This is a genomic window from Pseudocitrobacter vendiensis (assembly GCF_943590815.1).
Taxonomy (GTDB): domain Bacteria; phylum Pseudomonadota; class Gammaproteobacteria; order Enterobacterales; family Enterobacteriaceae; genus Pseudocitrobacter; species Pseudocitrobacter vendiensis.
In genome coordinates this window covers 127,742-152,626 of the sequence record NZ_CALSBS010000008.1, presented here as the reverse complement: position 1 = coordinate 152,626, position 24,885 = coordinate 127,742, and the positions used below count along the sequence as shown (strand labels likewise).

General features: G+C 53.8%; 21 protein-coding genes and 1 tRNA gene. 6 read left to right on the top strand and 16 right to left on the bottom strand.

Annotation, left to right across the window (positions count from 1 at the left end):
- Positions 1 to 109 precede the first annotated feature (109 nt).
- The 3 genes from fadJ to NMC31_RS11185 all read right to left on the bottom strand — a co-directional run bounded on the left by fadJ (position 110) and on the right by NMC31_RS11185 (position 4,017).
- On the bottom strand, positions 110 to 2,260 hold the full coding sequence (gene fadJ / locus NMC31_RS11195; protein WP_253897959.1) for a fatty acid oxidation complex subunit alpha FadJ: 2,151 nt from the start codon (positions 2,258 to 2,260) through the stop codon (positions 110 to 112).
- Complete coding sequence (fadI, locus tag NMC31_RS11190) at positions 2,260 to 3,570, bottom strand: acetyl-CoA C-acyltransferase FadI (RefSeq protein ID WP_253897958.1); 1,311 nt, start codon at positions 3,568 to 3,570, stop codon at positions 2,260 to 2,262. Before fadI ends, fadJ begins: the two co-directional genes overlap by 1 nt.
- Positions 3,571 to 3,732: 162 nt before the next feature.
- Positions 3,733 to 4,017 (bottom strand): YfcZ/YiiS family protein, encoded by a 285-nt coding sequence (locus tag NMC31_RS11185; protein ID WP_015963594.1) that lies wholly within the window; start codon positions 4,015 to 4,017, stop codon positions 3,733 to 3,735.
- A 366-nt stretch (positions 4,018 to 4,383) separates the two neighbouring features.
- Between NMC31_RS11185 and fadL the strand changes: the two genes are divergently transcribed.
- Positions 4,384 to 5,709: a long-chain fatty acid transporter FadL gene (gene fadL / locus NMC31_RS11180; RefSeq protein ID WP_149461966.1), complete on the top strand. Its 1,326-nt coding sequence runs from the start codon at positions 4,384 to 4,386 to the stop codon at positions 5,707 to 5,709.
- Positions 5,710 to 5,772: 63 nt separating this feature from the next.
- Here fadL and mlaA read toward each other — a convergent pair whose 3' ends face one another.
- Entirely contained in the window at positions 5,773 to 6,528 is a 756-nt protein-coding gene (gene mlaA / locus NMC31_RS11175; protein WP_149461965.1) for a phospholipid-binding lipoprotein MlaA, read from the bottom strand.
- 410 nt (positions 6,529 to 6,938) lie between these two features.
- Between mlaA and NMC31_RS11170 the strand changes: the two genes are divergently transcribed.
- Positions 6,939 to 7,868 carry a formate/nitrite transporter family protein gene (locus tag NMC31_RS11170; RefSeq protein ID WP_253897957.1) on the top strand — a complete coding sequence of 310 codons (930 nt, stop codon included), beginning with the start codon at positions 6,939 to 6,941 and terminating at the stop codon, positions 7,866 to 7,868.
- 75 nt (positions 7,869 to 7,943) lie between these two features.
- A tRNA-Arg gene (locus tag NMC31_RS11165) sits at positions 7,944 to 8,018 on the top strand.
- A 31-nt stretch (positions 8,019 to 8,049) separates the two neighbouring features.
- On the opposite strand, the gene pgtA is transcribed toward NMC31_RS11165, so the two are convergent.
- From pgtA to pgtC, 3 genes are read right to left on the bottom strand one after another with little or no spacing between them, the layout of a single operon-like run.
- Positions 8,050 to 9,297, bottom strand: a complete 1,248-nt coding sequence (pgtA, locus tag NMC31_RS11160) for a two-component system response regulator PgtA (protein WP_253897956.1) — start codon at positions 9,295 to 9,297, stop codon at positions 8,050 to 8,052.
- Positions 9,287 to 11,296: a two-component system sensor histidine kinase PgtB gene (gene pgtB, locus NMC31_RS11155; protein ID WP_253897955.1), complete on the bottom strand. Its 2,010-nt coding sequence runs from the start codon at positions 11,294 to 11,296 to the stop codon at positions 9,287 to 9,289. Before pgtB ends, pgtA begins: the two co-directional genes overlap by 11 nt.
- The gene (pgtC, locus tag NMC31_RS11150) at positions 11,293 to 12,504 is read right to left on the bottom strand and encodes a phosphoglycerate transport regulator PgtC (protein ID WP_253897987.1); all 1,212 of its coding nucleotides are present in this window, start codon (positions 12,502 to 12,504) and stop codon (positions 11,293 to 11,295) included. The genes pgtB and pgtC overlap by 4 nt, the downstream gene beginning before the upstream one ends.
- 413 nt (positions 12,505 to 12,917) lie before the next feature.
- Here pgtC and pgtP point away from each other — a divergent pair, with 413 nt between their 5' ends.
- From pgtP to NMC31_RS11135, 3 genes are all read left to right on the top strand, one after another.
- Positions 12,918 to 14,306 (top strand): phosphoglycerate transporter PgtP, encoded by a 1,389-nt coding sequence (pgtP, locus tag NMC31_RS11145; protein ID WP_253897954.1) that lies wholly within the window; start codon positions 12,918 to 12,920, stop codon positions 14,304 to 14,306.
- A 266-nt stretch (positions 14,307 to 14,572) separates the two neighbouring features.
- The gene (locus NMC31_RS11140; protein ID WP_253897953.1) at positions 14,573 to 16,978 is read left to right on the top strand and encodes a membrane-bound PQQ-dependent dehydrogenase, glucose/quinate/shikimate family; all 2,406 of its coding nucleotides are present in this window, start codon (positions 14,573 to 14,575) and stop codon (positions 16,976 to 16,978) included.
- 185 nt (positions 16,979 to 17,163) lie between these two features.
- Complete coding sequence (locus NMC31_RS11135; RefSeq protein ID WP_253897952.1) at positions 17,164 to 17,592, top strand: DoxX family protein; 429 nt, start codon at positions 17,164 to 17,166, stop codon at positions 17,590 to 17,592.
- Positions 17,593 to 17,732: 140 nt separating this feature from the next.
- Here NMC31_RS11135 and catA read toward each other — a convergent pair whose 3' ends face one another.
- The 9 genes from catA to NMC31_RS11090 are packed head-to-tail and all read right to left on the bottom strand — an operon-like array spanning position 17,733 to position 24,881.
- The gene (catA, locus tag NMC31_RS11130; protein ID WP_253897951.1) at positions 17,733 to 18,659 is read right to left on the bottom strand and encodes a catechol 1,2-dioxygenase; all 927 of its coding nucleotides are present in this window, start codon (positions 18,657 to 18,659) and stop codon (positions 17,733 to 17,735) included.
- 3 nt (positions 18,660 to 18,662) lie between these two features.
- Positions 18,663 to 19,991: an MFS transporter gene (locus tag NMC31_RS11125; RefSeq protein ID WP_253897950.1), complete on the bottom strand. Its 1,329-nt coding sequence runs from the start codon at positions 19,989 to 19,991 to the stop codon at positions 18,663 to 18,665.
- Positions 19,992 to 20,011: 20 nt separating this feature from the next.
- A complete protein-coding gene (locus NMC31_RS11120; RefSeq protein WP_253897949.1) occupies positions 20,012 to 20,512 on the bottom strand; it encodes a flavin reductase in 501 nt (166 codons plus the stop codon).
- A gap of 10 nt (positions 20,513 to 20,522) precedes the next feature.
- Complete coding sequence (locus tag NMC31_RS11115) at positions 20,523 to 21,455, bottom strand: PDR/VanB family oxidoreductase (RefSeq protein ID WP_253897948.1); 933 nt, start codon at positions 21,453 to 21,455, stop codon at positions 20,523 to 20,525.
- Between the two features lie 9 nt (positions 21,456 to 21,464).
- Complete coding sequence (locus tag NMC31_RS11110; protein ID WP_253897947.1) at positions 21,465 to 22,205, bottom strand: SDR family NAD(P)-dependent oxidoreductase; 741 nt, start codon at positions 22,203 to 22,205, stop codon at positions 21,465 to 21,467.
- Between the two features lie 10 nt (positions 22,206 to 22,215).
- Positions 22,216 to 22,695: an aromatic-ring-hydroxylating dioxygenase subunit beta gene (locus tag NMC31_RS11105; protein ID WP_000186925.1), complete on the bottom strand. Its 480-nt coding sequence runs from the start codon at positions 22,693 to 22,695 to the stop codon at positions 22,216 to 22,218.
- Positions 22,695 to 23,996, bottom strand: coding sequence for an aromatic ring-hydroxylating oxygenase subunit alpha (locus NMC31_RS11100; protein ID WP_253897946.1), 1,302 nt, complete (start codon positions 23,994 to 23,996; stop codon positions 22,695 to 22,697). Before NMC31_RS11100 ends, NMC31_RS11105 begins: the two co-directional genes overlap by 1 nt.
- Positions 23,997 to 24,007: 11 nt before the next feature.
- Positions 24,008 to 24,520 (bottom strand): nuclear transport factor 2 family protein, encoded by a 513-nt coding sequence (locus NMC31_RS11095; protein WP_253897945.1) that lies wholly within the window; start codon positions 24,518 to 24,520, stop codon positions 24,008 to 24,010.
- A gap of 10 nt (positions 24,521 to 24,530) precedes the next feature.
- Entirely contained in the window at positions 24,531 to 24,881 is a 351-nt protein-coding gene (locus tag NMC31_RS11090) for a hypothetical protein (RefSeq protein WP_000081594.1), read from the bottom strand.
- Positions 24,882 to 24,885 lie beyond the last annotated feature (4 nt).

Genomic DNA, 24,885 nt, shown 5'->3' with positions numbered 1-24,885 from the left:
ATGAAACGCTGTCTTTTACCTTAATGGCGTAAGTATAGTCAATCTTTGTTTACAAAATAACCAAGACTGACCCGGACAACGTCATTCGCCGAAAGATATACCTTTGACCTCAACCCTGTGAGCCAGTTTCCACGGGAGACCAAAAAGTTTCTCCCCGCTCTGCCATGGCGACTAACGCCTCACATGGCGTAAAACGTGGACCGTACTGCGTCGTCAGTCGTTGCAATCTGGCAACCACTTCACCCGCGCCCAGTGAATCCATATAACGGAACGGGCCACCTAAGAACGGTGGAAAACCAATGCCAAATACAGCGCCAATGTCACCATCGCGCGCGCTGCGGATCACACGTTCATCAAAGCAGCGCGCCGCTTCGTTGAGCATGAGCAACACGCAGCGTTCGGCTATCTGTTGCGGCGAAAGCTGGCTGTTACGCGACGCCATTCCCGGCAGCGAATAAATCGCGCTATCCGGTTGTTTCTTGCTTGTACGCCCTTTTGCACCATAAAGATAGAATCCACGACCGTTTTTTCTGCCTTTGCGATCGTCGTTCAAAATCGCTGAAATAAGGGTTGCAGGGGCGCTGAAACGATCCCCATACGCCGCTTCCAGCACCGGCATAATTTTGGTGCCTGTATCAATTCCCACCTCATCCAAAAGCTGGATGGGCCCAACGGGGAAACCGAACTTAACCAGCGCATTATCAATATCTTCGATGCGCTCGCCGTCAGTCAGCATACGCATCGCCTCGTTGATGTACGGCGCTAAAATACGGTTTACATAAAACCCAGCGCGATCGGCCACCACAATCGGCATTTTCCCCTGTTTCTTCGCAAGCTTAACGGTGGTGGCGATAGTCTGCTCAGAGGTTGATGCGTGTGGGATAACCTCTACCAGCGGCATTTTTTCGACCGGGCTGAAAAAATGCAGGCCGATGACCTGTTCAGGCCGTTGCGCCTGAGCGGCTATATCGCCAATTGGCAGCGATGACGTATTCGACGCAAAGACAGTATGCGGCGCGCACTGCTGCTCAATTTCACTGACCATTTTCTGTTTTAGCGCCAGATCTTCAAATACCGCTTCAATCACCAAATCCCGATGCGCAAATCCGCGATAATCGGTCGTTCCGGAAATCAATGCCAGTTGGTTGTCACGCTCGTTAGCCTTGATATGGCGGCGGCGCACCTTGTTATCAAGCAGCTCCCAACTGTACTTCAGCGCGTGGTTAATGCCTTTCGCATGGATGTCTTTGATACGTACAGGAAGTTTACCTTTGGTCGCGGTGACAAAGGCGATCCCCCCGCCCATCAGACCGCCGCCCAAGATCCCCACCGCACGCAATGGCCCGGGCTCAACGCTGGCCCCCGGATCTTTTTTGATCTCGGTACTGGCGAAGAAAATATGCCGCAGCGCTTTAGACTGCGAGGTCATCGCCAGCTCGCCAAATGCGCGTGCTTCCGCGTCATAACCGCTGCTGGTACCTTGCGCCAGCCCGGTTTCAATCACTTCCAGAATCCTTTTGGTCGCCGGATAGTTACCGTGCGTTTTCTGCTCGGTTTTCTTTCCGGCAAGCGTAAACAGGATATTGCGCCCCAGGGGGCCTGCGAGAACGCGCTCTTTTACCGGCAGATGGCGTGAGCGTGACGGCGCTTGCGTTGCCAGCTCCACCGCGGACTCCAGCAAAATCGTCTGCGGCACCACATCATCCACCAGCCCAACCTTCAGCGCCTGACGCGCGCGCAACTGCTTACCCGTCAGAATCATATCCAGCGCCGTACTCACACCAATCAGACGCGGCAATCGTTGGGTGCCGCCCGAGCCCGGAAGCAGACCAAGCTGCACTTCCGGTAACCCAAGCACGGTTTTCGGATCGTCAGAACAGATACGCCCATGACAGGCCAGCGCCAGTTCCAGCCCGCCGCCCAGACAGGCACCATGAATCGCGGCGATCACCGGAATCGATAAACCATTCAGCTCCGCCATGATCTGCTGCCCCTGCCGCGCGAGCCCTTCGGCTTCCTGTGCGCTGGCGCAGTTGCCAATCATGTTGATATCGGCCCCGGCAATAAAGTTGTCAGGCTTGGCAGAGATTATCACTACGCCCTGAAGCGCTTTATTGTCGCGAATTTGCTTGAGGATAGCCCGCACCTGCGTGCCAAACTCCGCCTTCAGGGTGTTCATTTTTTCGTCCGGCACATCAATGGTAATTATGGCGACGTTATCCGGGCGAACGGTGAGAGAAAATGCGGATATTGTCGTCATTATTCAGCCTCCAGTACCATTGCCGCGCCCAAACCGCCCGCCGCGCAGGCGGTGACCAGGCCAAAACCGCCTCCCCGGCGACGCAACTCATTAAGCGTTTGCGTGATCATTCGCGCGCCTGTGGCGGCAAAGGGGTGCCCATAGGCAATCGACCCACCCAAAACATTGAATTTGCTTTCGTCAACCTCACCGGTGGCCTGAGCACGCCCCAGCACGTCGCGGGCAAACCTATCGCTTGCGAGGCACTGAATGTTCGCCAGCGTTTGTGCGGCAAACGCTTCGTGCATATCAAACAAGGTTAAATCGGCGAGGGTGAGCCCCGCGCGATCGAGCGCCAGCGGCGTGGCCCATGCCGGGCCGAGCAGCATATCCTGCTGCACCCCAATGGCGGTAAATGCATAGCTGCGCAGATAGCCCAGCGGCGTTAAGCCCAGCTCGCGGGCGCGCGATTCGGTCATTAACATCACCGCCGCCGCGCCATCGGTCAGCGGCGTGCTGTTCGCCGCTGTTACCGAGCCATGTTTGCGGTCAAAGGCCGGGCGCAGTTTGGCGTAATCCGCCAGCGTCGAACTACCGCGTATGTTGTTGTCCTGCTCAAATGGGTCGCGAAACGGTGGCGCATAGGCCGTCATCACTTCATCCGTCAGTTTGGCTTCCGCCCACGCCTGTGCTGCCAGTTGATGCGATCGATGCGCCAGCGCATCCTGTTGTTCACGGGAGATATGGTACGTTTTTGCCATCTGTTCAGCCGTGTCGCCCATCCGCAGGCCAGTAGAATACTCCGCCACCGCCGGGGGAACCGGCATCAGGTCGCGCAGCTTTAAGCGGGAAAAGAGTTTCAGACGTTGCCCCAACGTGCGCGCTTTATTGGCATCCACCAGGGTCCGCGCCAGCTTTTTACTGACGCCAATCGGCAGCACTGAAGAGGAATCCGCCCCACCCGCAATCCCCGCGCGAATCGTTCCTGCCATCAGACTTTCCGCTACGTTGGCGACCGCCTGAAAACTGGTGGCGCAGGCACGACTGACGCTATAGGCGTCCGTGTGCACGTTCATCCCCGTACCGAGGACGATTTCGCGGGCAATATTGGGCGCTTCTGGCATCTGAACAACCTGGCCGAAAACCAGCTGTTCGATAATTTCAGGGGGAATTTCGCTACGCGCCAGCATTTCGCTCACAACCATCTTGCCGAGATCAATCGCCGGTACACCGTGAAAGGCGGTGGCCTGACGGGCAAATGGGGTACGTAAACCACTGACAATGGCAATGCGATCGCCCTGACGGGTGATAAGCGGTAGTGCCTGACTCATAAAACTCCCCTGTTAAAAGATAAACCTAAAGTGGTCTGACCTGATAACAGTCTTAACTAATTTTTTACATTAAGCCAATGAGGGAGAGAGAAAAATGGGAGCTAAAACACACTGAAGGAGGAAAAGAAAACGCCCCTGCATCGCAGAGGCGTTTAGAAGGGATTAACGCAGACCCAGTTGGAAAATCAGCGTTTCTGCTTCGCAAGCGAAAACAAAATCGATATCCATCTGTACGCCGCCCTCTACGTCTTTGAAGACCGGGGTGATGACACACGGATCGGATTCAACGCCGCGCGCGCGTTCAGTCAGCGCAGCGAGGGTTTCTTCAGCTTCAGCGCGAGTTGCAAAAACGCGGCTATAGGAGGCTGTGCAATCGGAGTTGTCCATGATGGTGCCAACATCCATACAGCAGCAAACCGGGGTTTCATCAGCACTGCATTTACTCATTGTAGATTTCCTCTGTATATGCACGCGAAGGTGCCAGATAAACGATGACGTTATTTTACGCTCCCAGGAAAGCTCCCTCCAGTTGTTAATTATGCCAATTGAGATAAGTGACCGAAATCACACTTAAAAATGATCTAAAACAAAATTCACCCAAACAGATGAAGCGCGACCTCACCAAATTTGCTAACCAGATCCCGTTTCGGTGATCATATATGTAAAATTCAAGAAACAATATTGCAACATCATATCTGGTCAGACCTATACTCTCGTCACTGGTCTGATTTCTCTGACGTAGTCCAGCCCCTACACTTCGCGCTTCTGTTACTACATGTAACATTTTTTGTATAAAAATAACTCAATGAGGTTATGGTCATGAGCCAGAAAACCCGGTTTACAAAGTCTGCTCTCGCAGTCGCAGTGGCACTTGTTTCCACCCACGCCTGGTCTGCAGGCTTCCAGCTTAATGAGTTTTCTTCCTCTGGTCTGGGCCGCGCCTATTCCGGTGAAGGTGCCATCGCTGACGACGCAGGTAACGCCAGCCGTAACCCCGCGCTGATTATGATGTTTGATCGCCCGACGTTTTCTGCCGGTGCGGTTTATATTGACCCGGATGTGAACGTTTCAGGCCGTTCGCCTACCGGCAACAGTCTCAAAGCGGATAACATTGCACCTACCGCATGGGTGCCTAATATTCACTTTGTTATGCCTATCAATGATCAGTTTGGTTGGGGCGCTTCTGTCACCTCCAACTATGGTCTGGCGACTGAATTTAACGATACCTATGCCGCTGGCGCATACGGTGGCACGACTGACCTCGAAACGATGAACCTGAACCTGAGCGGCGCTTATCGTTTGAGCCCTCAATGGAGCTTCGGCGCGGGCTTTAACGCCGTTTACGCGCGTGCAAAAATCGACCGTTATGCAGGTGATTTAGGCCAAATCGTTGCGGGATCGGGTGCGCTTCCTCCGGCTCTGGCAGGCCAGGTAAGCCAGATCCCGGCTAATACCAAAATTGCTCACCTGAAGGGTGATGAGTGGGGCTTTGGCTGGAATGCCGGTATTCTGTTCGAGCTGGATAAGAACAACCGTTACGGCTTAACCTATCGTTCTGAAGTGAAAATCGACTTTGATGGCGATTATAAGAGCGACCTGCCGTCCGCATATAACCAAATCCTCGGGAATTTTGGCCTTCCGGCAGGTACCAATGGCAGCACCACCAACGGTTCTCTGACGCTGAACCTGCCTGAAATGTGGGAAATCTCCGGTTACAACCGTGTGGCTCCGCAATGGGCTATCCACTATAGCGCAACCTACACCAGCTGGAGCCAGTTCGAAGAACTGAAGGCCACCAACAGCAGCGGCACGCTGTTCCAGAAAGACGAGAACTTTAAAGACGCATGGCGCCTGGCGCTGGGTACCACCTATTACTACGACGATAACTGGACCTTCCGTACCGGTATCGCCTTCGATGATAGCCCGGTTCCGTCTAACTACCGTTCTATCTCTATTCCGGATCAAGACCGCCTGTGGCTGAGCGCCGGTACGACCTATGCGCTTAACGAAGATGCGTCTGTCGATGTGGGCGTATCCTACATGCACGGACAAAGCGTTAAATTCCAGGAAGGCCCGTACACCTTTAAATCCGAAGGTAAAGCCTGGCTGTTCGGTACCAACTTCAACTACCGCTTCTAAGTTTTACCCAAATAGAAAAGGTGAGCCTCAGTGCTCACCTTTTCTTTATCTATACTCTGCGATTTATTCAGAATCGATATCTTTCAAATCATCCTGAATCGCCTGGGCGTTCGGGTTTTCTTCCGGTTTTAGCTTACCGCCATTGGCGATAAAGTCGTGGCGCTGGAAGTAGGCTTCACGCACCAGAATGTACGGGTCGGAAGACTGGCGCAGCAGGCCATCGGAGTCGAGCAACTGGGCTCGTGTTTCCACGCCTTCCACCGCCCATTTACCGATAGACATCGGCCAGGTCAGCCAGGAGAGCACCGGATACAGCGTATCGGCCATATCTCCGCCCTCATCACGCAGGGTGAAACTTCCATAGAACGGCAGTTGCATGTACGGGCCGTAACCCACGCCATAGTGCCCCAGCGTACTGCCGAAGCGATGCGGTTCTACACGTTGCAGTTTCGGGTTTGCCATACCGGCCACATCAATAAAGCCGCCCATCCCCAGAATAGTGTTCAGGAAGAATCGCGTGAAGTGCACCATCCCCTGATAGGGGTCGCCCTGCAGGAAATAGTTGGCCATCACCGCAGGTTCTTCCAGGTTGCTGGTGAAGTTGCCAAGGCCGGTACGTGCGGGCTGAGGTACATAGTCGCGCCACGCAACAGCCACCGGACGCAGCACATAAGGGTCCAGCACGTTAAAGTTGAAGTTGTACATCGAGCGGTTAAAACCTTCCAGAGGGTCTGACCGCCCTTGCTGTTCAGTGCCGGAACTCGCACAACCGACAAGCAGTGTGGTGCCCAGCGCAACCGCCGACAGGCGAAGCTTCATAAGTGTCTCCCTGTTAATTATGGCTATCGCTGATTGCCATCCATGACGGAACTCTTTGGGTCCGCCTGTTTAGTGTGAGCGATTCTAACAGCACGTCGAATGATGTCTATACACATCATCCTTCAAGCTGCCTCTGCGTTGGCTGCGTTCACTCCCCTGTCACGTACTTATGTACGCTCCTGGGGATTCGCTCGCTTGCCGCCTTGATGCAGCTTGAATGATTTTGTGCATATATTCGCGGTCTCGTTGTTTTGATTTTAGCCTGGTAACCGCCGTCTCGTGGGTTTGTATTCTAACGAAATTGTTGTCATTAAACGTTACCATTCTTGCCATTTCAGAATAAGTCCCGACATGACTGTTACAAAAGCCGCTACGCTTTAACAGGTTTGTGTACAGAAAAGGACAACACGATGGATAACCTCAAAGACGACAAAATTGACGATAACAGCGATGAGCTGGAAGTCGAAAGTGAAGAGAAACAAAGTGGTAAGAAGATAGAAATAGATGAGGACCGTCTCCCCTCACGCGCAATGGCTATCCACGAGCATATCCGCCAGGACGGCGAAAAAGAGCTGGAGCGTGACGCGATGGCGCTGCTGTGGTCCGCCATCGCCGCCGGGCTTTCAATGGGGGCGTCGCTGCTGGCAAAAGGCATTTTTCATGTACAACTGGACGGCGTGCCCGGTGGTTTTCTGCTGGAGAATCTCGGCTACACCTTCGGCTTTATTATTGTCATCATGGCGCGCCAGCAGCTTTTTACCGAGAACACCGTCACGGCAGTGTTACCGGTCATGCAAAACCCGACATCCGGTAATTTTGGCCTGTTGATGCGTCTGTGGGGCATTGTGCTTTTAGGTAACCTGTTGGGTACCGGTGTAGCGGCTTGGGCGTTCGAGTATATGCCGATATTTGATGAAGAGACGCGCGATGCGTTTGTTAAAATCGGTATGGATGTGATGAAAAACAGCCCCACCGAGATGTTTGCCAATGCGATTATCTCCGGCTGGCTGATAGCCACAATGGTCTGGATGTTCCCTGCGGCAGGTGCGGCGAAAATCGTGGTCATTATTCTGATGACGTGGCTTATCGCACTCGGCGACACCACCCACATCGTGGTCGGTTCGGTTGAGATCCTCTATCTGGTCTTCAACGGCACCGTACACTGGAGCGAATTCTTCTGGCCTTTCGCCCTACCAACACTTGCCGGTAACATCTGCGGCGGCACCTTTATCTTCGCGCTGATGAGCCACGCGCAAATTCGCAATGATATGAGTAACAAGCGCAAGGAAGAGTCGAAGCAGCGCGCTGAACAGGAAAAAATGTCGAAAAAACAGCATTAAATGGCGATGCTTTGAGCAGTTAAGCGGCACGAGACTTACCCGGCAGGGCAAAAAACGCTATACTCGTGCCGCTTTGTCCCCTTAGTTAAATGGATATAACGAGCCCCTCCTAAGGGCTAGTTGCAGGTTCGATTCCTGCAGGGGACACCATGTATCCCAACCTGCCATCGTTTTTGTTCCACTACATCTTGTAATGCTCTTTACTCAGGCCATGCTTTTTCATCCGTAGATACAGCTTTTTACGCGGGATTTGTAAATACTCCGCGACCTCATTAATTCTTCCCTGATGAATATTTAATGCCTCGGTAATGATCTGCCGTTCAATTTCGTCGATGCGTCGATCCAGCGGCGTCGGTTCGCTGACGTGCATATGAGGATTAGCCACTTCCGCCAGCGGTAAAACGCCAACCGCAAATAATTCGGCAGCATTTGCCAGCTCACGGATATTACTGGACCACCCTCTGCGCAGCATTCTTTTCAAAACCTCTGCCCCGACGTCAGGAACGGGATGATTAAGACGCTGGCAGGCCTTGTTTAAATAATAATGAAATAGAGGCTCAATATCGTCCAGGCGCTGTGACAAGGGCTGACAGAAAATCTGCGTCATGGCAAAGCAGTAATAAAGCTCAGCAACGATATTATTGGCAGCAGCTAACTCAACAAGGGAAGAATGGCTGATGCCAATCAAACGGAACGGGCGTGGTTCCAGGCTTTGAAGCTGTGCCAGTTGATATTGTTGCTCACGGCTTAAATTTTCAGGACGGTTCAAAACCAGCGTGCCACCCTGCGCCTGTGCAATTATTTCCTGAAATAGCGCCGGATTTTCAGTGATCACTTCATGATAAATAAACGGCCCGTTGACGTTGCGCCCCAGTTGATGAAGATATCGCGCACCGGTCATGCGTCCGGTTCCCGCTTCCCCGTGAAACCACACAGCAATGTCCGTTTCACTGAGTTGCTCCAGACGCTGTCGATAGCGTTGCATCCACTCGCTGCGCCCCACCAGCTCAACCTGTAATCTTTGCTGATGGCGTAAACGGCGGGCAATAACTGACTTCCGATGGCGTAACGCAGCATCAACCAGGGCCAGCAATTTACCCGGGTCTACCGGTTTTTGCAGAAAATCCCAGGCGCCCTTTTTCACCGCGTCCACCGCCATAGGGACATCGCCATGACCGGTGATCAATAAAATAGGCAACTGTTTGTCATCGCGATGCAATATGGTCATTAAATCAATGCCGGAACACCCCGGCATACAGACATCGCTCAGAACAATTCCCGGCCAGTCTTTCTGAATCCATTGCTGTGCATCCAGCGGATTATTACACACAAAAATGCGATACCCGGCCTGTTCAAGCAGAAGGGTATACGCATCTAACACGTCGGCATCATCATCGATCAACAGAATGGAAAAATCGTTACTCGACATCGTTTACTTCCATTAATTTGAATTGCAGCACTACGCAGGCATTTTGGGTTAAGGTGGATGCCAGACGCAGCTCTCCTCCCATTTGTGTCATGAGCGAGACACAAATCGATAAGCCAATTCCCAGGCCAATATCTTTACTGGTCGTGAAAGGTTTCAATAACATGGGCAGTAAAGACTCAGGCCATCCGGGGCCATTATCGGCAATCAACACGCTCAGCGAATTCCCCTCTGTTTGCCAGCTTACGGTAATTTCCGCGCCCCCCGGGCACGCATCCAGCGCATTTGCCAGTATGTTCACCAGGACTTGTTGCAGGCGAACGTCTTCCCCGGAAATCCATACGTTGTTCTCAGGCAGATGCATTACGGCTTGCTGCGGTTTATGGCGCATAGCAAGTAATTCCCAGGCTGCATTAAAGGTCTGCGTTAAGTCGACGGGTTTTAGCGCAATATGCTGATCCGCACGCCGCGTGAACTGTCGCAATGACCGTATAATGGCGCCAATCCGGCTGACCAGCCCCTCTCCTTTAAGCAAGGTTGTTTTGGCCTGATCCGTTTGCCCCATATCGATAGCGCGGCCCGCAGTATACAAATACATCGATAACGCATTCAGCGGCTGATTAATTTCATGAGCAAGTGTCGTCATCGTTTGCCCGACCATGGCAAGTTTTGCCGTCTGAATCAGTTCATCCTGCGTGGAGCGTAAATCTTCTTCGATAGCTTTACGCTCGGTAATTTCCTGCTCCAGTTGCCGTTTTTGTGAATGTAACAGGCCAAGCGTATGACGCAGTAAACCGGCAATTCGCCCGAGTTCATCCCGACCATACACAGGGATATCTGTGGTCGTAGTGCCTAATCCAATCTGTACAACCGCCTGATTCAGCGCGGTAAACCGCTTAACCAGTCGCGACCGAATAAAATAGTGGTTTAGCGCCCATGCCAGCAACAGCGCGAGAAATGTCGCCACCAGAATTAATCCGCCGCTCACACGAACGATTTGTTCCATTCGCTGATTAAAACGTTGCATTTGCTGATGGCTATTGCCGAGTTGTGTTTCAAGCAATATCCGAAATCGCCCAAGCGTTGCTTCACGGGTATGGCTGACATCGATAAGCGCTTTTTGCGCGGCCACATAATCACGCATGGTGTTGGGCATATTATTCTTCACCATGCCGATTTCCAGCAGTTCATCGATAGTTTGTCGCAGCGTAATGGTGCTGGGCCAGTCATCCAGCGCGCGGATATTTTCATCCGCCGTTTTCTTCAGGTTTTCAAGGTAACGAATATGCGTCTCGACCAACATTCCGTCGTCATTCCCGGATTTCAATTCATTTAAGCGGTCACGCAGATCGTCAACAATCTGATTTTCAATTCGCGAAAGCGTATAGACCTGCTGCTGCTCATTCTGCACTTCCCGAGAACGCTTCAGGTATTGTGTGGTATCGCCCTGGCGTGTTTCTATTTGATCGAGCAATGTTCCCTGCTGCCAGGTAAAATCCTGCACCAGCGAATTAAGTTCGGTCGTAAAATCATCATGCAGCCAATCAATTCTGGCGGAGAGCTCACTCACTTTTTCACGCACCAGGAACATGTTATAGAGCGCCCTGTCCAGCTCGGATAACAATTTCCGGCTATCCTGCAAAATCATCGCTAGCTGCTGATGCTCCTCGGGCGTCAGGCCCTGGCTGAGCCGCTCAATTTTATCTAATTGCTGGATAATCTGCTTTCGCAGCTGTAAACGTACCGTGGTATTGGGTGCCAGTAAAAACTCATTTAACTGATCGACGGCCAGATTTAAGCTGCCCTCAATCTGAAAAGCAGAATGAATACGCGGAAAATACTCATCAAGCGAATAGCGAATCTGCGAACTTTGTTCATACCAGGAGTAAAGGCTAACGCTGCTGACAATCAGGGTCAGAAACGCCCCCATTAAAAAAGCGCCGCGTAGGCTATTACTGATGCTCATTTGCCGCAAACGTTGCAGAAGCGACCTACCCTTCATTTCAGCTCTTCCAGTTTATTGATTGCCTGGCGTTGGTTATTCAGAAACCAAAGCTGCCATTCCATCATTTGTTGCTCTGCAAAACTTTTATTATCGAACTGCGCCAGCCAGGCTTCATTTTCACTGCTCGCAGAATCAACCGGCACACGGGTAAGCAGCGAACGAATTTCAGGTAAGGGACGCTTAAGTCGTGCTTCAGCACTATGAAGCGCCCGCCAGGCGTCTTTCAACTGCGCCAGACGAAAGCTAATCGCCGTATCAAACATACGCTGCACCAACTGCTGACGTTTCAGTATCAGGCGATAGTTCAATGGCGGTTGATTCATCAACACGGCCTGCTGCGCGGCTCTTGGATTATCAGAGTCTAACGGCGTGACCGGGTACTTGCCGGTGTTGGCATCTGCGAGGATGCGCTGGCCTTCAGCGCTAAGAAGATAACGGATAAAGCGCCTGGCTTCCCCTGCATGCTGGCTGTTTTTGAGCACCGCGACATAAGTCGGTGAAACCGCCGATTGAGGGAAATAGCTAAACATCAGATGCGGATCGTTTAACAGTAAATTGGCATAGTTATCAATTACCGGCCCGGCGACGCCCAGCCCACTTTTAATTTTATCGGCGACGCCAAAACTTCTCGATGAAATCGTCACTAAATTACCGGCGCTCGCCAGTAGTGTTTCCCATCCTTGCTCCCACCCCTTCTGCTGAAGAAGTGCTTCAATCATCAAATGGTTGGTATCAGACCTGGATGGGCTACTCATCAGCAAAGCCCCCTGATATCGCGGCTGCATCAAATCGTCCCAATCTGCGGGCGCGGGAAGATGACGCGCAGCCAGTGCCGAACGGTTAATCAACAGGCCAAACCCCGAAATCGCAACGGCAACGGAGGTGGAGCGAATTGACTCTGGTACCAGGCGCTGACTGTTCTGTGGAATCTCTTCCAACGGTGCAAGCTTTTGGTGTTCCTGAAGATGCTGTAACAGCATAGGAGAGGAGGTCAGAATAAGGTCGACATTCTCAGTGCCGGACGTATCCAGTAACTGCTCCAGAGAAGCGCTGGTACGGTTGAGTGTGCGAATGGTCACGGCGTTGGGCTGTGTTTGCCAGCGCTGAATAATCCACGCGGTAGCGCCGGGGGAAAAGGTTGTCGCCATCACCAGTTCGCCATGTTGTGCCAGCACCGGCCTGGAAAGCAGTATCAGCGATAACAAAACACCGATTTTGCAGAGTGTTTTGACCCGGTGACAAAACACGATTGTGATCCCTCTCATAAATCTCAACTTCCCGCGAAATAAAAATTGTGGCAAAACTTACCCGTTTTCAATTATCCGAAACGACTGCGATGAACACGGAGATATCTTCGCAAGCATTGATGAACCTTAATAAGGATACCAGATGATAGTTGCGGAATATGTTAATAACCGCACAAGACAAAGATAAATCTGATATCAAAAAGAACAGAACATCATTCACCCATTAATAATTGAGTCAAAAACATCCAGCCAGGCTGTTAATTTGAGTCACTTTTGACACATTTCATGAAGTTGAAGGCTCACGATAATTACCGCACTCTTTATGTCGATTACTCCTGCTGTCTATATCAATTAAAAGTACAGGTGACGACATGTTATCAATATTTAAAACAGGACAATCCGCAGACAAAGTTCCTGCGGAGAAAGTTCAGGCAACCTATAATCGATACCGGATGCAAGCGTTGCTTAGCGTATTTTTAGGGTATCTTGCATATTATATTGTACGTAATAACTTCACACTCTCGACGCCCTATTTAAAAGAGCAATTAGATCTCAGCGCGACACAGATAGGTTTACTCAGCAGCTGTATGCTTATTGCCTACGGCATCAGCAAGGGTGTGATGAGCAGCCTGGCGGATAAAGCCAGCCCAAAAGTCTTTATGGCTGCGGGGTTGGTGCTGTGCGCCATCGTCAACGTGGGCCTGGGTTTCAGTACCGCTTTCTGGATTTTCGCCGCGTTAGTTATTCTTAATGGTCTGTTTCAGGGGATGGGCGTTGGCCCCTCGTTCATTACCATTGCAAACTGGTTCCCTCGCCGGGAGCGTGGGCGCGTAGGGGCTTTCTGGAATATTTCCCATAACGTGGGCGGTGGTATTGTTGCGCCGATCGTTGGGGCCGGATTTGCTATTCTTGGCAGCGAGCACTGGCAAAGCGCCAGCTATATTGTTCCAGCCTGCGTGGCCGTTATTTTTGCATTGGTGGTGCTGGCGCTGGGCAAAGGTTCTCCGCGTAAGGAAGGGCTGCCCGCACTGGAAGAGATGATGCCGGAAGAAAAAGTGGTACTCAAAACCAATCATACGGCAAAAGCCCCTGAAAATATGACGGCATTCCAGATATTTTGTACCTACGTACTGCGCAATAAGAATGCCTGGTACGTCTCTCTGGTCGATGTCTTCGTCTACATGGTGCGTTTTGGGATGATCAGTTGGCTGCCCATTTACCTGCTCACGGTTAAACACTTTTCCAAAGAACAGATGAGCGTGGCATTCCTGTTTTTTGAATGGGCCGCGATCCCCTCGACGCTACTGGCGGGATGGTTATCCGATAAGCTCTTCAAAGGGCGTCGTATGCCGCTGGCGATGATCTGCATGGCGCTGATTTTCATTTGCCTGATCGGTTACTGGAAAAGTGAATCTCTGCTGATGGTGACTGTTTTTGCCGCCATCGTGGGCTGTCTGATTTATGTCCCGCAATTTCTTGCTTCGGTACAAACAATGGAAATCGTGCCCAGCTTTGCCGTAGGCTCTGCTGTCGGATTGCGCGGTTTTATGAGCTACATTTTTGGCGCTTCACTGGGTACCAGTCTGTTTGGCGTGATGGTCGATAAAATGGGCTGGCACGGTGGCTTTTATCTGCTGATGGGTGGGATTGTCTGCTGTATTTTGTTCTGCTATCTGTCACATCGCGGCGCGCTGGAACTTGAACAACAGCGTAAAAAAGATGCCGAGGAAGCTTCATCACTTCAACTCGCTGACGCCTGATTTTAGTCCCTCGCAGGGAGGCTCTCTACACCTCCCTGCATTTGCCTCTCTGCACCCCATTTCGATTTGTTATACATTTAATGCTCATAAGTTTTACATTTATCTTACAAATAAATAAACTTCCTTACGTTGTAGGCGCAGGCACTTCCCCTTCGGATTACCCACCATAACAACAGGATCTCAGGCGGCTAACGCCCTTAGCAGGATGATGCGCCAGCCCACTGAGCAAAAATGCTTCAAACGACTGACTTTGTATGGGATGCACAATGGACGAACATAAAAGCAGAGGTGGAGGCGTGTTCTTTACGCTCTACCGCTTACTCTTCGTATTGCTCAGTGTTGGCACTGGGCTTTTTTTAACCATCTGGGGCGGTAAGCTCCTGTCGCTGGGCGGCAGCGCCTGGTATCTGGTCGCTGGTCTGGCCTATCTGGTTATCGCGGTCGGTTATTTGCTGCGCCGTAAGTTTGCCCTCCCCCTTTCTATTATTACCTTTGTCCTTACCCTTATCTGGGCGCTCTATGAAGTGCAGTTCAGTTACTGGGGTCTGATTCCACGCCTGGTGGTTCCCGCACTCTTATTAATGCTCGCCCTGTGGCTCACCACGACGTTGCCCGTTCAGCGCACATCGGTGCGTGCGGCCAACCGCAGCGCCACGGTGATTTTTGTCGCGTTGCTGGCGACACTGGTCTCGGCATTTTTCCCACACGGTGGCATTCATAATGGTGTTGTCGATACCCATGCAGGTAAAGAGCCCACACTGGCATCAAAAAGTGATAACTGGGAATTCTTTGGCCGCGATGCCTCAGGTACCCGTTATGCGCCTTACACGGATATCACCCCGGAGAACGTAAAAGATCTGAAAGTGGCGTGGACGTATCACACCGGCCGCCGCTTAACCGGGCCGGGTATCGGTGTTGACGAAAACACGCCGCTGCAAATTGGCGACACACTCTACTCCTGTACCCCGCTAAACGTGGTAACGGCTATTGATGCCGATACCGGTAAAGCCCGCTGGCGTTTTGATCCGCACGCGCAGACTGCTGAACACGTGACCTGTCGCGGCGTGGGTTATTACGATGCGCAGAACGATGACTCGCTGAGCGCAGAAGAGAAAACCAGCCCGGCGCTTGAGCAGTGTCCGCAGCGTATTATCATCTCGACCGTCGATGCCCGTCTGATTGCCCTGAATGCCAAAACCGGCGAGCTGTGCGACAGCTTTGGCAACAAAGGCAGCGTCGATCTGAAACAGGGTATGGGCGATACGGAAAACAGTAAGCGCTATCACCCAACATCCATTCCGATGATCATGGGGCACATTGCGGTGATTGGCGGCTGGGTGCGCGATATCGTGCATGGTGAGCCCTCAGGCGTCGTGCGTGCGTATGATGTGCGCACGGGCGATGTGGTCTGGGCCTGGGATGTCGGTCAACCGGAAAACATTACCGACCCGGAAAAAGCGCGCGCGTACACGCTTGAAACGCCGAACGTCTGGACGGTCCCCGGCTTTGATAAAGAACTGAATCTGGTTTATTTGCCAACCGGTAACGGCCCGCCGGATTACTGGGGCGGCGACCGTAACGAAGCTAAAGAGAAATACGGCTCGTCTGTGGTGGCTGTCGATGCCAGCACCGGTGAAACCAAATGGGTCTTCCAGACCGTTCACCATGATATCTGGGACTATGATTTACCGTCTCAGCCCGTTCTGTTCCACATGAAGAACGAGCAAGGCGAAGAAATTCCGGTATTGATTCAAACCACCAAAACCGGGCAGATCTACGTTCTCGACCGTCGTACCGGGAAACCGGTCACCAAAGTGGAAGAAATTCCGGTGCCGCATCAGGGCGCGGAAGGCGAACGTCTTTCCACCACTCAGCCGTTCTCTACGGGCATGCCGCAGTTAGGCGTTGATCCGCTGACTGAGAAATCGATGTGGGGCGTCACGCCTTTCGATCAACTGATCTGTCGTATCGACTTTAAAGAATCGACCTATCTCGGCATGTTCACCCCGCCGTCTGAAAAACCGTATATTGAATGGCCAAGCCTACTGGGCGGCATGAACTGGGGCGGCATCACCATTGATGAACGTACCGGCACGCTGTTCGTTAACGATATGCGAATGCCGCTGCGGATGTCGCTGGTGCGTCAGAAAGATATGGCGAAATACCACGTCTCAACCGATGAAGTCCCGGGCTTTATGGGCACCGTTCGCCCACAGGTTGCTGGCCCTTATGGCGGTGTGCGTATCGATATCCTGCAATCCGCGCTGGGCGTGCCGTGTAACACCCCGCCGTTTGGCACCATGAGCGCCATTGACCTGAATACGCGCCAACTGGTGTGGCAGGTTCCGATGGGTTCGGTGGAAGATACCGGCCCGCTGGGAATGAAAACCGGCATGCATATTCCGCTGGGAATGCCAACGCTCGGTGGCCCAACCTCCACCGCTTCGGGTCTGGTCTTCTTTGCCGGTACTCAGGATAACTACCTGCGCGCACTCGACTCCTCAACCGGGAAAGAGCTGTGGCGTGCCCGTCTGCCGGTTGGCGCTGTTGCCGCGCCGCTGATTTATAAATCACCGAAAACCGGTAAAGAGTATGTCGTGATTTCCGCCGGTGGCGCCAGCCACTCGCCGGATGTGGGCGATGACATTATCGCTTACGCACTGGAAGATTAAGTTCTGATAGCAAAAGGCCGAAGAGTTTATTCCCTCTTCGGCCTTTTTTTTGCCTAAATATTTCTAACGACTTCGTTAATTTTTCTGCCTTTAATCGGCAACAATAGTTTGCCACTATGCTATCCGGGTTCGTTTGCCCAAATTTCTGTTTTATTCTTCTGGGTTCACTAAATAAGGACTGTTCTATGCTCAACGCGTTAACGCAACGGTTCGATCATCCGGATGGCGCTAAGCTCTTACTACGCCTGACGTTCAGTGGTTTACTGCTGTTTCATGGCATTCATAAAGCCTTACCGGGCGGCGATTTGGGGTTTATTCAGGACCTGCTGATGAAAGCCGGGTTACCGGGTTTTATGGCATGGGGTGTTTTTATTGGTGAAATTCTTTGCCCAATTCTGATTATTCTCGGCATCTTCACTCGCTGGGCAGCAATTATTGTTTCGTTCACCATGTTAACCGCAGTGGCGCTGGCAAACGGTACGCAAATATTCGCGCTAGCGCCGACGGGCGCGTGGATTATTGAAAGCGCTGCGTTCTATTTCCTGCTGGGTATTGTGATATTTTTACTCGGCGGCGGGCGTTACAGCGTGATGTCGAATCCTGATTATCGTTAAGCCGTAAATTGCCTGATGCGCTACGCTTATCAGGCCAATATATTGAATTTGCATGACGTTGTAGGCCGGATAAGGCGTTTACGCCGCATCCGGCAAGAACAAAGCGCACGTTGTCAGCAATTTGCGCCGACCCCGTTAATTTACTCCTTCACGCGTAACCGCTTCCCACGTTCCTCTTCACTGTTCTGCGTCGCTGCCACCAGCGTAAAATCAAAGTTCACTTCCGTATGCGGCTGGTGAATGCCACGCTCACAAGCCACCGCGTCGTTGTCCACTTTGACCGGGTCGGCAATCAGCCCATCGCGTGTGGCGAAAGCGAAATCATCCCACAGGTACGCATCGCCATTGAGGTTGATCTGCGTCGTGAGGTGTTTATAACCCGGCGCGGATACAAAGAAGTGAATATGCGCCGGGCGGTTACCGTGCCGGCCCAAACCGTTGAGCAGTTTCTGCGTCGGGCCATCCGGCGGGCAGCCGTAACCGCACGGCACAATGCTGCGTACCGCATAGTGACCGTTGGCGTCGGTCAGCACGCGGCGGCGCAGGTTGTATTCGCTCTGGGACTGATCAAAGAACGAGTAACCGCCCAGGGTGTTGGCATGCCAGATATCGACAACAGCATCCGCCACCGGACGCCCCTGCTTATCTTTCACCACGCCCTGTAACCACATGATTTCGCCCTGCTCTTTGCCATCATCCATGCGGGCAAAACCTTCACTCAACGGCGCGTTCGCCACGTACAGCGGCCCTTCGATGGTGCGCGGAGTGCCTGTTTCATTGCCCGCCGCCGCCTCTTTTTCATCAGCGCGAATGTCGAGGTAGTGCTCCAGCCCCAGCCCCGCCGCCAGCAGCGCCGTTTCTTTGCGTTCGCCCAGCTCGTTGAGATAGTTCACCGCCAGCCAGAACTCTTCGTCGGTGATATCAAACTTCTTAATGGTCTGACAGATATCGCCCAGCAGGTGATGCATGATCTCCTTAAAACGCTCGTTTCCCTGTTGAGAGAGAAAACCGCTGCTGACGGCGAGTAATTTTTCCACTTCTGATGTAGTAACCGGATTCACTGACATTGCTTAGACCTCATTGTAGGGTAAGGTTTTTGTAGGTTGACTCAGGACAGGTGTCTCCTGCGAAGGCAGGCTCCACAACGCAATCCACGCCAGTAGCGCATAGACAATCAACAACAGCGATACCGGCCAGGCGGCGTCAAATTCGATTAACAGCGCGACGGCGAGCATCGGCCCCAACCCGCCGGAGAAGATAGAACCCACTTCATGCCCCAGCGCCAGGCCGGAGTAGCGCACGCGCACCGGGAACAGATCGCTCATAATGCACGGCTGCGTCCCCGTCATCGCCCCATGGCAGACGGGCAGACCGAGGAACATCGCCACCATGATCCCGCTGAATTCTCCACTGGAAAGTAGCCAGAAGAACGGGAAGGCCATCAACAGCAGGCCGATGACACCAATGTAATAAACGCGTTTCAAACCGATGCGATCGGAAAGCGCGCCCCAGAACAGAATCGAGAAAAACTCGACCACCATCGCCAGCGTCACCGCACTGATGATGATGTCTGTTGAGATACCAATATGTTTGGCGTAGACCACTGAAAAGGTGAAAAAAATATAAGACGCGCCATTCTCAGGCAGGCGCAATGCAATGGCCTGCATCAGCGCTTTTGGATGCTCACGCAGCAGTACGATCAGCGGAATTTTTTCATGCTTCTCTGCCGGTTTAGCCTGGCGAAACGCTTCGCTTTCCCGAATGTTTTTCCGAATATAAACGCCCACCAGGAAGATCAGCAGACTGAGCAGAAAAGGTACCCTCCATCCCCATTGCATAAAGTCGGACTCGGGTAATTTCTGCACCAGATAAAAGGCAAACGCAGAGAGCACGAACCCACCAGCCACGCCCATCTGGCTCCAGGCGGTAAAGAAGCCGCGCCTTGAAGCCGGGGCATTTTCACTCAGCATCAACACGCCGCCGCCCCACTCGCCGCCCGAGGCTACGCCCTGCAAAAAGCGCAGCGTGATCAGACAAATCGGCGCCCAGATGCCAATCTGGCTATAAACCGGCAACAGGCCGATGACGAAGGTTGTCGCGCCCATCAGCGTTAACGTCATGATTAACGTCATCTTACGGCTGTAGCGATCGCCTAAGTGACCAAAGACAATGCCGCCCAGCGGGCGCGCCAGAAAACCGACCGCAAAGCCGGAAAACGCCAGTAATGTGCCCTGTAGCGGGTCGCCGCCGACCGGGAAAAAGAGCGGGCCGAAGACTAACGCCGCCGCCGTGCCATAGAGGAAGAAGTCATACCATTCCAGCGCATTGCCCAGAACGGAGGCGATCACCAGTTTACGCATTTGCTTTGGGTCGTGCGGTACTGCTGCGGTATTGCTCATAAGCCAGGCTCCTCAATGGGTTAGGCTTTCACCTCAATATCGCCGCCTACCGTATGGTAACGACGGTTAAAATAGACCAGCCCGCGCGGCTGCTCGCCGATGCGAATCGCCTGGACCTGGCAATAAAATACCGTGTGGCTGCCCACTTCATGGCAGTCGTCAATCACGCAGTCGAAGCTGGCGACGGCGGAACTGAGTACCGGCGCGCCGCTCGCCATCACCTGCCAGCGGTCGTAAGCGAAACGCTCTTCGGAACGCAGGGTGGCATTGGCAAAAATGCCCGATAACTCCTGATGCGTGCCGGAAAGCACGTTCACGCACAGCGCGCCGTTTTGCTTGAAGTGCGCGTTGGCAAAAGAGTTGCGGTTCATACACACCAGCAGGGTCGGCGGTTGATCCGTGACGCTGCACACGGCAGAGGCGGTAAAGCCAAATTTCCCTGCCGGGCCATCGGTGGTGATCACCGACACCGCGCTGCCCAGTTGCGCCATCGCATTACGAAACTCGGTCTGCAAATTCATGCTGAAATCCTCAGAGATCGATAATCAGACGGGCGCTTTTCGCCCGGGAACAACAGAGCAGGATCTGATCGCCATCGGCTTTCTCCTCGTCTGTCAGATAGCTGTCGCGGTGATCCGGCTCGCCCTCAATCACATCCGTCAGGCAACTGCCGCAAATCCCCTGCTTACAGGAGACGCACACCTTCAACCCGGCCTGCGCCAGCGCCTCGACGATGGTCTGGTTTTCCAGCACCCGCACAGTAATCCCGCTGGTGGCTGCGACCACGTCGAACGCCTTACCGTTCACTTCAACGTCCGCGCTGAAGCACTCCTGATGAACGTTTTCAGCCGCATAACCGGCGGCGTTTGCCTGCTCGCTCACCGCCTCCATCAGCCGTGTAGGGCCGCAAACATAGACATGCGTATTAGCCGGTACATCACTTAATACCGCGGGCAAATCAATGCGTTGTTCATCACTGAAATGCAGCCATACGCGATCCGCCCACGGCGCTTTTTCCAGTTCGGCAACAAACGCCGCCTGCGGGCGCGAACGGGCGCAGTAATGCAGCGAAAACGCGCGCCCGGCGGCGTGCAGCTCCGCCGCCATCGCCAGCATCGGCGTGATACCAATCCCGCCGCCGATCAGCAGGCTGTGCGCCGCGCGCGCATCAAGGGCAAACAGATTGCGCGGCAGGCTCACCGTTACCGATTCGCCTTCCTGAAGCGCGTGTGCCGCCAGCGATCCGCCTTTCGACTGGCTATCTTTGAGGATGCCCAGTTGATAGCAGTGGCGATCTGCCGGATCGCCACACAGCGAATACGGGCGCACCAGATCGTCAGTCAGATGCAGGTCGACGTGCGCCCCGGCGGTGAACGCGGGCAGTTCAGCGCCGGTTGCGTCGGCAAGCGTCAGCAGGACGACCTCCCCCTGTAACTCGCGCTTAATAATGTGCAGTGTCAGCATGGCGACTCCTTAACGCATGAACAGACCGCCGTTGATGTCCCAGGTCGCCCCGGTGACAAACGCCGCCTGCGGTGAAGCCAGCAGCGCCACGGCCTGAGCGACAAATTCGGCATCGCCCAACTTACCCACCGGGATCATCTGTAACAGCCCGGCCATTTTCTCTTCTGGCACCAGCGCGTGAACGGACGGGAGATCCATCGGCCCCGGCGCGATGGCATTCACCGTTACGCCGGATTTCCCCAGCTCGCGGGCGAAGATTTTGGTCAGCGTCAGGATGCCGCCTTTCGATGCCGCGTAATGCGCCCCGGAGGCCGTGCCACCGTTCTGTCCGGCCAGCGACGCCAGATTGATAATTCGCCCGTAGCCTTTTTTGGCGAAATAGCGCCCAATCGTCTGGCAGCCAACGAACGTGCCGCGCAGATTGGTGGAGATCACCCGGTCAAACTCTTCAACGTCAATCTCCATCACCGGTGTCGCCAGGGTCAGCGCGGCATTGTTCACCAGCACCTCCAGGCTGCCGAAGCGGGTTTCAATCGCCTGTAGCGCCTGCACAAACGCCTGCGGCTGGCGAATATCCAGCTCCAGCGCCAGCACATTGCCCGCGCCGTTATCAAGTTTGTCCGCCGCCTGTTGCGCGCACGCAAGGCTCACGTCCGAGAGCACCACCTGATACCCCTGCGACAACAGATGCGTGGCGATGACGTTGCCCAGCCCGGCGGCCGCGCCGGTGACTAATACGGTTTGCGTCATAACGCGCTCCTTACAGGATGTAGCCGATGCTGTGCAGCACATCGTCGCTGTTGATAAGACGAATCACCTTTTGCTTAATCAGCAACTTGTCGCCCTGCGGTTGCAGGTGCCAGGTGATATCCGCCGCGTAGTGACGGCTGTAGCCTTTGCGGTGTTCCCACAGCGACTGCGCGCCGCGCACCACGATGTCCTCCCCCTCGCTATCCAGCAAACGGAAGCGGGAGAGCGTGCGCAGCGTGCGGGCACGCGGCGTGGTGGAGATTGACTCACCGCTGTAAAGGCGCTTCACCCGACGCTCGCGCATTTCATGATCGTCGCAGGCGTAGTTGAGGGTATTTTTGAAATCCGTCTCCTGGGGGTCGATCGGCACGATGTACAGGCCATCGCGCTGCCACAGCTCCAGCCAGGCATTGAACTCGCCCTGATCGAGCAAGTCGCCTTCGAGATTGATTATTTCCATTGCGGAAATAAGAACCGTATCTGGCGTCATTATTCCGCCTCCGTCATCAGTTTTTTCCACTGTTGATACGCCGCGCGCATCCCTGTTTCGGCGCTCACGTCACTGCGCAGGCCGTCATCGCTGCGGTATTCACCCGCCAGCCCGCGGTTGAGCATGATCCACAGGTCGTTGCCCGCCGTTGCCCCGCGCTGCACGCGCTCCCACGCTTCGGAATCATCCGGCGTGCCAAAGCCCATCGGCCCCTGGAAATGCTCGTGCAGACGCAGCCGCGCCTGGTTGGCAATTTCCGGGCCACCGTCCATGGTGATCACCGCATGGTGAATTTCAGTTTCATGCACCGAGACGGGTTGCAGCACGCGGAAGAAGGCCATTGAACAGGCAATATTCGGGAAAATGTTGAGGTTAAAGCCGGAACCGCCGACGGCACGCACAATGCGACGTACCTGATCTTCATCGTGGTCTTTACGCAATTCGTCGGCCAACGCAACAAATCGCTCCGGGATTGGCGCATCAAGATTAGCGTCCAGATCCACCAGTTCCGGGATCATGACCATCACGCTGTGACCGTTGCCGAGATCTTCCACATAGCCGCTGCCGTCAACGAAGTTGAGCATCTCTTCGGTCTGCTTATCGACCGAACTTAAAAACGAGCGGTGAACAACCGGGAAGTGGTAGCCATCGGTGGTATTTTCCAGTTGGATCTTCCAGTTGCCGGGGAAGCGGAAACGGTGCGCCGGGCCGGTTTTAATCGGATAACCCGCGCCCTGCTTCATAAACAGATCCATCCACTTTTTCGCCGCGCCGAGGAAATCTTCCAGCGGTTCGATGTGCTCATTAAAGGTGGCGAAGATCATGCCGGCGTATTGTTCGGTTCGCAGCGACACCAGCCCCAGTTCGCCTTTTTCCAGTTGATCGGCATAGCTTTCCGGGTGCGGAACCCCGCGCAGGCTACCGTCCAGAGCATAGCCCCAGCCATGATACGGGCAGACAAAACTGTTGGTTTTGCCAGTGCGGTGTTCGCAAACGGTGGCGGCGCGGTGACGGCAACGGTTGAGCAGCGTATGCACGTTGCCTTTGCGGTCGCGCACGACAATCACCGGCTGCGTGCCGATCTCGGTGGTTTTGAAACTGCCGGTATCCGGGATTTCGCTGGTATGCGCCACCCATACCCAGGTTTTGCTGAAGATCCTGTCCAGCTCAAGGTTGAACAGGGTCTCGGAATTATAAAGTGAGGTATGCACCCGGTCAGACTGCACCAGCGCGGCGATTTCCGCGCAATCGGGAACATTCGCTTCGATATTTTTAACGGGGATCTGGTTATCACACTGCATCGCTCGACTCTCTATTTATTGTCAGGTACTGGCAGCACATCTGTGGCGTGCCAGTGGTCCACTGGCCTGCTGAACAGATTGCGCGTCGTGAAATGGTGCATTCGCATCACACCGGCTTCGCGGCGAAACTCCACGTTCAGTTCCGCCGCATTGAGATGCGATCCTCCGGCGGTAAAACTGGAGGTTTGCAACATCAGCCAGCGCCCGAAAAGCAGGCCATCCGGCTGCTGGATGAGGGCTTCAGAGCACAAAAAATGGGCGTTCATCGCAAAATGCGCGGGCGTTTTGACGTATCCGGCCATCATGCTTTCAATGGCGTTGCGTCCAACATGCCTGCCAAGGCGTGCGGCATACGGTTCGCCCACGCCTTCCCAGCAGGCATTGGTGGTAAACAGCGCGCCAATCGCCCGCACGGTCGCCGGGGTGTCAAGCTGGTCGCACAGGCGCATATAGTTGCTGATGCATACCCGCGCGTCCTGCTGGTCTTCAAGCTGTTGCAGACGCTGCGCATCCTGTGAGTTCATCGCCCTCTCCTTAACCCTGAATAATCAGTTCGCGACCCACGCGCGCTTCAATCTTGCAGTACTTCCACAGCTTGCTTTCACCGACCGGCGTGGTGCGGAACAGGTTGCAGACCGCCGCCACGCTTTCCAGGGTGTCGGCATCCGCCAGCACGTAGGTGGTCCACGGGGCGGTGGTCGACGGGCCGACCATCAACTGATCGTCATCCATGTTGCCGATGACGCGGATGCCTGGCGTCTCTTCCATGCCTTTCATCATCACGCCGAACGCGCCCCACACCTGTTTGGCTTCCGCCGGCGTGGCATCGAAAAAGTTCTGGTTCACACCGATACAAAACAGCACGCGTAATGTGTTCTGGCTCATTTGT